The sequence below is a fragment of the Candidatus Zixiibacteriota bacterium genome (assembly GCA_022865345.1).
In the GTDB taxonomy this organism is placed as follows: Bacteria; Zixibacteria; MSB-5A5; order MSB-5A5; family RBG-16-43-9; genus RBG-16-43-9.
Genome location: JALHSU010000072.1, coordinates 1 through 11,023 on the forward strand (window position 1 = coordinate 1; position 11,023 = coordinate 11,023).

At 44.3% G+C, this 11,023-nt stretch carries 5 protein-coding genes; 2 read left to right on the plus strand and 3 right to left on the minus strand.

Annotated features, from left to right (window positions below):
* Together MUP17_03070 and MUP17_03075 are read left to right on the plus strand one after the other, a co-directional pair.
* Positions 1–939 (plus strand): tetratricopeptide repeat protein (locus MUP17_03070; GenBank protein ID MCJ7457957.1); only part of this gene is annotated, 939 nt, incomplete at its 5' end.
* On the plus strand, positions 936–3,473 hold the full coding sequence (locus MUP17_03075) for a protein kinase (protein ID MCJ7457958.1): 2,538 nt from the start codon (positions 936–938) through the stop codon (positions 3,471–3,473). The genes MUP17_03070 and MUP17_03075, both read left to right, overlap by 4 nt.
* Positions 3,474–3,683: 210 nt before the next feature.
* Here MUP17_03075 and MUP17_03080 read toward each other — a convergent pair whose 3' ends face one another.
* From MUP17_03080 to MUP17_03090, 3 genes are all read right to left on the minus strand, one after another.
* The gene (locus MUP17_03080; GenBank protein MCJ7457959.1) at positions 3,684–6,422 is read right to left on the minus strand and encodes a dockerin type I domain-containing protein; all 2,739 of its coding nucleotides are present in this window, start codon (positions 6,420–6,422) and stop codon (positions 3,684–3,686) included.
* Between the two features lie 234 nt (positions 6,423–6,656).
* Positions 6,657–8,543 carry an SBBP repeat-containing protein gene (locus tag MUP17_03085; GenBank protein MCJ7457960.1) on the minus strand — a complete coding sequence of 629 codons (1,887 nt, stop codon included), beginning with the start codon at positions 8,541–8,543 and terminating at the stop codon, positions 6,657–6,659.
* A gap of 138 nt (positions 8,544–8,681) precedes the next feature.
* On the minus strand, positions 8,682–10,583 hold the full coding sequence (locus MUP17_03090) for an SBBP repeat-containing protein (protein ID MCJ7457961.1): 1,902 nt from the start codon (positions 10,581–10,583) through the stop codon (positions 8,682–8,684).
* Positions 10,584–11,023: the final 440 nt, after the last annotated feature.

Sequence of the window (11,023 nt, forward strand, 5' to 3'; positions counted from 1 at the left end):
TATCTGAAAGGTCGTTATCACTGGAACAGGAGAACGCCCGACGCGCTAAAGAAGGCTGTATCACATTTCGAGCAGGTGATCAGGAAGGATCCCAACTATGCACTTGCCTATGCCGGACTGGCTGATTGCTATAGCATGCTGGCGCAGGTTTACGTGCTTCCGCCCAAGGAAGCCTTCCCCAAAGCTAAGGCACTGGCGAGTAAGGCCCTGGAGATCGATGAAACACTGGCTGAGGCACACACGTCTCTTGCTTTTGCGCTTGAGTGTTTTGACTGGAACTGGGCAGGAGCCGAAAGGGAGTTCAGGAGAGCAATAGAGCTGAACCCCAACTACGCTACAGCCCACCAGTGGTTTGCCAGACTACTCCTTAACCTGGGTAGAACCTCCGAAGCTATTGAAGAGACCAACAAGGCGCTGGAACTTGATCCACTCTCCCTAATTAATAATTTGGCGGCGGGTTATGTATACCTGGACGCCGGGCGCGAGGACAAGGCGGTGGAGCAAGCCGAAAAAATTCTGGATATGGATCCCGCCTTCGGTTTTGCCCACTTTTTCCTGGCCGATGTGAACAAACGCAAGGGAAAGTACGACGAAGCAGTAGAGGGAATCCTAAAAGGGCTTTCTTTCGCCGGATTCCTAAGCCAGGAGGAGGTTACAACACTCCGAGAGGCCTATGTATCCTCCGGTTGGACTGGTTATCTGCGCAAGTGGCTGGAGATAACGTGGCCCAGGGTAAAACAAGGACAGGTACTATACTACGAGATAGCCGCGATGTATGCGCGTCTGGATGAAACTGAGAAAGCTATTGAATATTTAGAAAAAGCATACGAAGAACACGACTACAACCTCAGCGGCCTGCGGAGGAACGACGACTTTGAGAAGCTGCGCTCGAACCCTCGGTTTATTCAGTTGATCAAGAAAATGGGGTTTCCTGAATGATCGGAAAGATTATTTCTCATTACAAGATTTTAGAAAAGCTGGGTGAAGGGGGAATGGGTGTGGTCTATAAAGCCCAGGACACCAAGCTTGACCGGATTGTGGCTCTAAAGTTCTGCTCAAAACATCTTTTAGCCAACGAAGAAACCAGGACCAGGTTTGAGCTGGAAGCCAAAGCCGCCTCTGCCTTAGACCATCCGAATATCGCTACCGTCTATGAAATAGATGAAGCTGGAGGCGAATGCTTCATCTCTATGGCATGTATCCAGGGAAAGTCGCTAAAAGAGCTGATCCAGGAGAAGACTTTTTCCACAGAGGAAATTCTGAAAATTGCCATCCAGATAGCAGAGGGTTTGAATGCCGCCCATAAAAAAGATATCGTTCACCGGGATATTAAATCAGATAACATAAAGCTCACAGAAGAAGGTCTGGTTAAGATAATGGATTTTGGGCTGGCTAAACTCAGGGGGGTCTCCAGATTAACCAAAACAGGAACGACCTTAGGAACGATGCAGTATATGTCACCAGAGCAGGTTCAGGGATTGGAAGTTGACCAGCGTTCAGATATTTTCTCCTTTGGGGTGGTTTTATATGAGATGATAACAGGACAATTACCTTTTAGAGGTGAATATGAAGCCGCGGTTATCTATTCCATCATAAATGAAAATCCTGAGCCATTGGCAAATTATAGACCAGATGTTCCGGAAGGATTGCAAAGAATAGTTGATAAAACTCTGGAGAAGAACAGGAATCTTCGCTACCAGAACATGGGTGAAATTCTCACAGACTTCGAGAAGCTGGCTAAAGGAGAGGAAATCAAACAAGTTAGAAAAGTAGCTCCCAAGCGAAGAAAATGGGCCTATCTGGGGGTCGGAGTTTTAGTAATTGCAATAATATTTGTTTTTTTGAAGTTCTTTTCAGTCTTCAGGATATCCCCGCGTGTTCCGGTCATACCAACTGTAGCGGTGCTCTATCTGGAAAATTTAGGAAACGTGGATGACTATTTTGCAGCCGGGATGACTGATGCGATAATAACTGATCTATCCAAGTTAGGCGGGTTAAGGGTCTTATCCAGGTCGGATGTTGCTAATTATAGAGGGAAGAAGATCGACATAAAGGAGTTGGGTAAAAAGCTCAGCGTGGAATATATCATTACGGGCTCTATCCAGAGGTCTGATCAAATGGTAAGGATCACCGCTCAGCTGATAAAAACCAGGGATGGCTTTCAGGTCTGGGCAGATATGTTTACCAGCAGGTTGAGCAGCATTTTCGAGCTTCAGGATGAAGTGGCTGAGGGGATCGCTTCTGCGCTGAAGGTGAAGTTATCTCCGGTGGAGAAAAAAAGGATAGAGAAAAAGCCTACCGGTAGCGTTCAGGCTTATGATTATTACCTGAAGGGGATGGATTATTTCTGGAAAGGCAGCCAGAAGGATTTGGACCTTGCCCTGGAGATGTTCAATAAAGCTCTGGAGAGCGATTCTAATTACGCTTTAGCGTATGCAGGCGAAGGCGAAGTTTTTGCCACCAAATACAATTTTCAGAGAACCGGGGACTGGCTAGATAAAGCAGAGAAGATGGCTAAGAAAGCCTTAGCTTTAGACCCAGAGTTAGCGGAAGCTCACCTGACCTTAATCCGGGTTTATGATTTCGAGAAAGAGATTAATCTGGCAAAAGGGGAATTCGAGAAGGTGATTGAGCTTAGGCCCAACAACAACGATGCTTATAGAAGGCTTGGATATGTTTACCAGAATAATCTCTTTAATTATGAAAAAGCAATTGAATACTTTCAGAAAGCCCTGGAAATAAGACCTACAGATTCAAAAAGTTATAGAGGACTGGGTGGATCTTATACCTCTATGAGAAAATATGATGAGGCTATAAAGTTCATTAATAAGGGGTTAGAAATAGCACCGGATGATATTTATCTTCTTACTTTTTTAGCTGATGCCTACCGTTATCAAAGAAGGTTCGATCAGGCTTTGGATGTTTATCAGAAGACACTGAGATATTATCCGAATGACCCCACAGTATCTTACTATATTGGTGGTTGGGTATATTACTCTAAGGGGGAGTATGATAAAGCCATCGAAATCTTCGAAAAATCGATGCAGCAGGGCGAGTCAGAATTTATGGTTCTGGTCTATATCGGGGCTGCTTATCGACATAATGGGGACAAGGAAAAAGCGAAAGCCTTTTTTGATTCTTCTATTTCCGTTTGCAAAAAGGTTTTAGAAGAAGAACCGGAAAATGCTTCAGCCCTTTCGAATCTCGGGCTGACTTACGCTTTTTTAGGTAATAAAACTGAGGCTATAGAAAGAGGAGCACTGGCTATGAAGTATGATGAAGGTGCTGAGCCGGTATATAACCTGGCTCTGATTTATGCTATTCTTAAGGACAATGATTTAGCTCTGAAGAATCTGGAACAAGCCTGGGAGAAGGATCCCTCCTACATCGATATCGCAGACTTAGAGCCTGATTTTCAAGGACTAAAGAACAGTCCAGTGTTTCAAAAACTTCTAAAAAGAAATATTAATTAAATACTAGTGTTAAGCCGTCAACTAACCCTTTTTGAAGATGAGAGGAAGAAAGTTTTATCCAGAGAAGACTTCTAATCTTAGAACAGTCTAATAAGCTTGAAAAGTATAAGGGCAGACACACAGGCCTGCCCCTACATTCATTAACCGTCTCATTTCATAATCTAAAGTTTTTGATATTTCACCTCTCCCTTTTTCAATCTTCTGTTTTTTTTAACAAACAGGTGGTGGTCCTCCTTTGAAGAGATAATTGACCAGATAAACCATATCACTTACCGTCATCTGTCCATCCCCATTAGCATCCCCGCAGGTAAGATATGGCGCTGGTGGGCATTGCGGCGCAGGGCCACCTTTAAACAGATAATTACTCAAATAAACTACATCCGAAACGGTAACATTGCCATCCCCGTTCGCATCACCGCAAGCATATGGCCAGGCCCAACCCACCACTTTAGCGTAAATATCAGCGCTATCATTGCGACTATCCTTCCAGGTGAAATAGATATTAGAGCCATTCATGCCAACTGAAGGCTTATACTGAGCATATGCACTATACAATGAATTGGCAACTAGGTAATTCAACCCAAACGGACTACCAGACGATTTATATCTCTGGGCATAAGCGTCAGGGCTACCACCACCAAGTTTGCGATTATCCTCCCAGGTGATAATAAAGTCGCCCGAACCATTTATGGCAATATCAGGATAAAGTTGTTGAGCAATTCCGGTATTATCATTTACTTTGAAGTTAGAGCCTTGGGGAGTACCTGAAGAGTTATAGCGCTGAGCTAGGATATTAGAGATACCACTAGAAATGAAGTCCTCCCAGGTAATGACAAAGTTACCTGAACTATTCATGGCAATAGCGGGATACCATTGAGTGGTTCCGGCATTAGTATTGACTTTGAAGTTTGAGCTCTGGGGAGTGCCTGAAGAGTTATAGCGCTGGGCATAGATATCAGCATAACTAGCTGAGCGGTAATCCATCCAGGTGATGACAAAGTTGCCTGAACCATCCATGGCAACATCAGGGAAATATTGAGGGAGAGTTCCGACATCATCATTGACCTTAAAGTTAGGGCCCTGGAGGGTGCCCGAAGAGTTATAGCGCTGGGCATAGATATCAGCATTACTAACTGAGCGGTAATCGTACCAGGTAATGACAAAGTTGCCTGAACCATCCATGGCTATTTTAGGATACCATTGATTCTGGGTTGTGGCGTCACTATTCACCTTAAAGTTAGGGCCCAGAGGGGTGCCCGAAGAGTTATAGGCCTGAGCGTAGATGTCAGCGTTAGTACTACCAGAACGGTAGTCCATCCAGGTGATGACAAAGTTGCCTGAACCATCCAGGGCAATATCAGGATGCCTTTGGTCAGCAGTACCATTATCATCATTCACCTTGAAGTTAGAGCCCTGAGGGGTGCCCGAAGAGTTATAGCGCTGGCAGTAGATATCGGCGTTGCCGTTGGGATAGTCTTCCCAGGTGATGACAAAGTCACCTGAACCATTTACGGCAATCGCGGGAACATCCCCAAGGGTAATTCTAGTATCAGTGTTCACCTTGAAGTTTGAGCCCTGGGGAGTGCCCGAAGAGTTATAGCGCTGGGCATAGATATCAGCATTACTAACTGAGCGGTAATCGTCCCAGGTAATGACAAAGTTGCCTGAACCATTCATGGCAATTGCAGAAGACGCTTGAGTAGCAGTTCCAGCATCATCATTCACCTTGAAATTTGTGCCTAAAGGAGTGCCTGAAGAATTGTATCTCTGAGCAAAGATGTCAAGGTTGCCATTGCGATAATCCTGCCAGGTAATCACAAAGTTGCCCGAACCATCCATAGAAATAGCAGTGTAATACTGGGCAGCAGTTCCAGCATCATCATTCACTTTGAAGTTTGTGCCCAAAGGAGTGCCTGAAGAATTATATCTTTGAGTATAGATGTCAAGGTTGCCATTGCGTCTATCCCCCCAGGTAATCGCAAAGTTGCCCGAACCATTCATAGCTATAGCAGGATAACTCTGTTCAGTAGTTCCAACATCATCATTCGCTTTGAAGTTTGTGCCTAAAGGCGTGCCTGAAGAATTGTATCTCTGAGCATAGATATCCCAGTTGCCATTGCGGTAATCCTGCCAGGTAATCACAAAGTTGCCCGAACCATCCAGAGCTATGGCAGAGGTAAACTGTTCAGTAGTTCCAATATCATCATTCGCTTTGAAACTTGCGCCTAAAGGAGTGCCGGAGGAATTGTATCTTCGAGCATAGATATCCCCGTTGCCATTGCGGTAATCCGTCCAGGTAATGACAAAGTTGCCCGGACCATCCAGAGCTATGGCAGGCATAGTGTGCAAGCCAGCTCCAACATCATCATTCACCTTGAAATTTGTGCCTAAAGGGGTGCCTGAAGAGTTGTATCTTTGAGCATAAATGTCAACACCACCATTGCGTAAATCCTGCCAGGTAATTACAAAGCTGCCCGCACCATCCAGAGCTATAGCAGGGTTACGCTGGTCAGCAGTTCCAACATCATCATTCACCTTGAAATTTGTGCCTAAAGGGGTGCCTGAGGAATTGAATCTCTGGGCGTAGATGCCCCAGTTGCCATTGCGCTTATCCTGCCAGGTGATGATAAAGTTACCTGAACCATCGGTGGCAATGGCTGAATTATTTTGATCAGTAAGCCCGGCATTACTATTTACTTTGAAATCATCAATTATCGTCAGAATCGTCCTTCTCTGTTCTTGGCTCAGAGCGGCTCCATTTCCATTATAGACTGGAATCTCCATCCCCCTGTAGTTCAGCTTGTCTTTTTCACCCTTTTCCTGGATGAGTTCTATCTTCCTTTCTCTCTCCCTTACCTGGTCTTGACCAGATCCAAAAGTCAGCCCGGGCAAAAAAGAGGACGTTACTAACAAAATCCCCACCAAAATAAATAGTGACCTGAACTTCATGTTTCCTTCCTCCTTCTCTAAATAAGATTTGTCAAGATTCAACTTTACTTCTTCCTAACACAAAACTTTGGTCTAATTATCTCCTCCTTTATAGGTTGATGTTCGTGCTTCATTTGGAGTTTGAATCGATTGGCTAACCGACCCTAAACTCTAAACCGTATTTCTAAAGTCTGTGCCGTCAAAGTCGTTTTATATTTTCCTTCTTACGTCTTCCGTCTTATGTTTCACTTTCTTTTAACTGCAAGGTGCTTTTCCACCTTTGAATAGATAGTTTACCATAGAGACCACATCTGCAACTGTTGGTTGAACCGGCTGAACAGGTGGATTCTGCTGGCAGAAGTTAACATCACCCAAGTCCACCGGGTCAGGTGCAGGTCCTCCTTTAAACAGATAATTGATTAAGAAAACTACGTCTGAGACACTCTTTTTGCCATCCCTATTAGCATCTCCATGCAGATATTGCGGGATTGTATAAACCACTGTGTCTACCTGTCCCGGTCCTGGACAGGTAGCATTAGCCACCATCACTCTGTCTTCATTCCCGTCTAATTTCACGGCTAAAGTGTAATTGCCAGAACCACCGGGTTCAGGCACAACTCTGACCATGTACTCTCCCATTATGGGATTTGGAATGACAACCCGGTCATCCTTATCCCCGTCATTATTGAGGTCTTGAGTCGTATCATAGAAAGCTCCAGGAATGGTGTTGAAATTCACTCCAATCGAGTCCAGAACTGGATCCGTCACGATTAAATCTACTGGCGAATAAGCCATAAAACGCAAGGTGTCAGGTCTGGATTTAGGACTGTATTTGATGGTGGCGTAGTCAAAGTCTATTCCATTTTGAGCACTAATTCCTGTCACATAGACGTTACCGTGTTTTCCTACTGCTATCGCCTTAGCTTCGTCTGTGTTATTCACGGCTCCATCGTACCTTCTCACCCAGGCAGTGTCTCCATTCGGTTTATATTCTATAGTCGCGTAATCCTCGGCTGTAACAGCCGCGATACTACCTCCTGTCACATAGATATTGCCAGCACCATCGAGAGCTATGGCGTTAGCCACATCATCGGAACTCCCCGGTCCATCGTATGTTCTTACCCAGTCAGTATCCCCGTTAGGTTTATATTTTATAGTGGCATAATCGTGGCGTCTTCCTGTGACCCAACTATATCCGGTCACATAGACATTGCCAGAATTATCGACTGCTATGCCGGTAGCCAGGTCCAGTGAATCACCAGGTCCGTTGTACCTTCTCACCCAGGCGGTGTCACCATTAGGTTTATACTTAATGGTAGCATAATCATAGTAGGTTCCACTGCCCATACTATATCCTGTTACATATACATTGCCGGAATCATCTACTGTTATGGCTTTAACCTCATCATTAGAGTTCCCTGGTCCGTTGTATCCTCTTACCCAGGCAGTATCTCCATTGGAATAGTACTTTATAGTGGCATAATTGAAGTTGGAGCCTACTCCATAAATTTCTCCCGCTACATAGACATTGCCAGAATTATCTACAGCTATGACATTTGTCTCACGTGCTGAATCTACCGGTCCGCTGTATCTTCTCACCCAGGAAGTATCTCCATTTGCATGGTATTTCACGGTGGCATAATCAAGAGTGGAGCCTGATCCTGGATAACTTTCTCCTGTTACATAAACATTGCCTGAATCATCAACTGCCAGGTCATAGGCACTACCAGGCGTATACCTTCTTACCCAGGCAGTATCTCCATTAGGATAATACTTTACGGTCGCATACTCATTCCCTGTCCCACTATAATCGTATCCGGTCACATAAACATTGCCTGAATTATCAACGGCTATGGCATAGGCGATATCATAGCCACTTTCAGGTCCATCGTATCTTTTAACCCAGGCAGTATCTCCATTGGGTTTATACTTTATAGTCGCATAGTCCCAGGATGTTTCGCTTCCAAGACTCCATCCGGTCACATAAACATTGCCTGAATTATCTGTGGCTATGGCACAAGCTAAATCAGAACCATTTGCAGGTCCATTGTATCTCCTCACCCAGGCAGTGTCAACCATCTGTGCAAATGCTGGAACGCTCACCAGAATTAAAACAACTAAGATTGATAGTTTTCTTAACATGTTCTTTCCCTCATAAGGTGAAGTGTTATTGTATCCACTCTGTTTACCCTCTTTCTTTTACCAAGTATGCTCATGCAATCGAATTTTTTTCAGGTTGACTACATACATACAAAGGTATTCTTACCTCAATTTCTAGCATCAACTGCAGGGCGCTTTTCCGCCTTTGAACAGATAGTTTACCATAGAGACCACATCTGCAACGGTTGGGTTCCCCGGCTGAACTGGTGGGTTCTGCTGGCAGAAGTTGCAATCACCTAAATCTACTGGATCCGGTGCTGGTCCCCCTTTGAACAGATAGTTGATCAGAAAAACTACGTCTGAAACAGTCTTTTTCCCGTCCTTATTCACATCTCCGTGCAGATAAGCAGGAACATCATAAACTACAGTATCTACCTCTCCAGGTCCCGGACAGGTCGCGCTGGCTATCACAACTCTCTCTTCGTTCCCATCCAGTTTCACAGCTAAGGTGTAATTGCCTGAGCCCCCTGGTTCAGCCACAACTCTGACCAGATACTCTCCCATTATCGGGTTCGGAATAACAACCCGGTCATCCTTATCCCCGTCATTATTGAGGTCTTGAGTTGTATCATAAAAAGCTCCCGGAATGGTATTGAAATTTATTCCAATGGAATCCAAAACCGGATCCGTCACTATCAGATCTACTGGCGAATAAGCCACAAAACGCAAGGTATCAGGCCTGGATTTAGGACTGTATCTGATGGTAGCATAATCATAAGATGTTCCACTCCCACGACTCCATCCGGTCACATAAACATTACCGTGCCGGCCTAATGACAAAGCACGAGAGGATTCATATCCACTTCCAGGTCCGCTGTATCGTTTTACCCAGAGCTGGTTTCCCTGGGAGTCGTACTTGAGAGTGGCGAAGTCATAATCCCCTACACCTACGTAAATATTTCCGGTCACATAGACATTTCCTGAATTATCCAAGGCCATAGCAAATGGATAATCATAGCCGTTTCCAGGTCCGTTGTATTTTTTAATCCAGAGCTGGTTTCCCAAAGAGTCATATTTGATGGTGGCATAGTCATCTAATGTTCCACTTCCCTCATTACTCCTTCCAATAACATAGACGTTTCCTGACTTATCAACGGCTATATCACTCGCATCATCATAGTAGTTTCCAGGTCCGTTGTATCTTCTGACCCAGGCAGTATCTCCGTTGGGTTCATACTTTATAGTGGCCCAGTCCGCTGATGTCCCACTTCCTAGACTTTGCCCGGTTACATTGATATTCCCTGAGTTATCTAAGGCTATTGCGCTTGGGTACTCAAAGCCAGCTCCTCCGTCATATCTTTTGACCCAAACCTCGTTTCCCCAGGCGTCATACTTAACAGTGGCATAATCAGTGGAAGTCCAACTGTAGCTGTGTCCGGTAACATAGATATACTGATCATATCCTAACGTATCCAAAGCTATGGCTGTAGCCCAGTCATAGTTATTTATAGGTCCGTCGTACCTCTGAACCCAGAGCTGATTTCCCAAAGAGTCATACTTGATAGTAGCATAGTCTTCAAATGTGCCATAGCTCCAGCCAGTCACATAGACATTTCCTGAATTATCTAAGGCCATAGCACTTGCGGCATCATAACCATTTCCAGGCCCGTTGTATCTTCTTACCCAGGCAGTATCCCCATTGGGTCTATACTTTATGGTAGCATAATCCATGTCTGTTCCACTTCCGGTACTACCCCCGGTTACATAGACATTTCCTGAAACATCAACTGCTAAAGCTCTTGCGGCATCGCTGCCATTTACGGGTCCGTTGTATCTTCTTACCCAGGCTGTGTCGCCATTGGGATAATACTTTATGGTGACATAGTCGGAATCTGTGACGCTTCCAATGCTAAATCCAGTCGTATAGACATTTCCTGAATTATCAACGGCTATGGCTATGGCTTCATCAGAGCTATCTGCAGGTCCGTTGTATCTTCTCACCCAGGCAGTATCAACTGTCTGAGCAAATGCTGGAACGCTCACCAGGACTAAAATAACTAAGATCGATAGTTTTCTTAACATGTTCTGTCCCTCTTAAGATGAAGTGAAATGGATTTTTAAAAAATATGGTATTTACTTATTCTATAAAAGGATAATCTTACAAAACCCTATTCTAAGAAAGATGTCAGGAGTCCCCTCTTCATTGCTCCCAATTAAACCCTACAACATCAACAGAGCCACCATCACCTCCCTCTGCAAGGTCCAAGGTTGAATTACTAAATTGTCAATGGTTCTTACTTAATTGGGGCTCTCTATGTAGGCAGGATGTTTTTACAGTCCTCAATTAATTAATTAATAATAATTACTACTACTATACGGATTTGTCATGGGATATTTGGAGTATTTAGATATTTTTTGTCTTATTATCAAGAAAATCTAAGATAAGAGATTGTCTTTTGATGTATTACTTATTCTTAGTTAAACTGGAAGGGTGAGTACTCCACAAATCAAGAGTGAGTCCA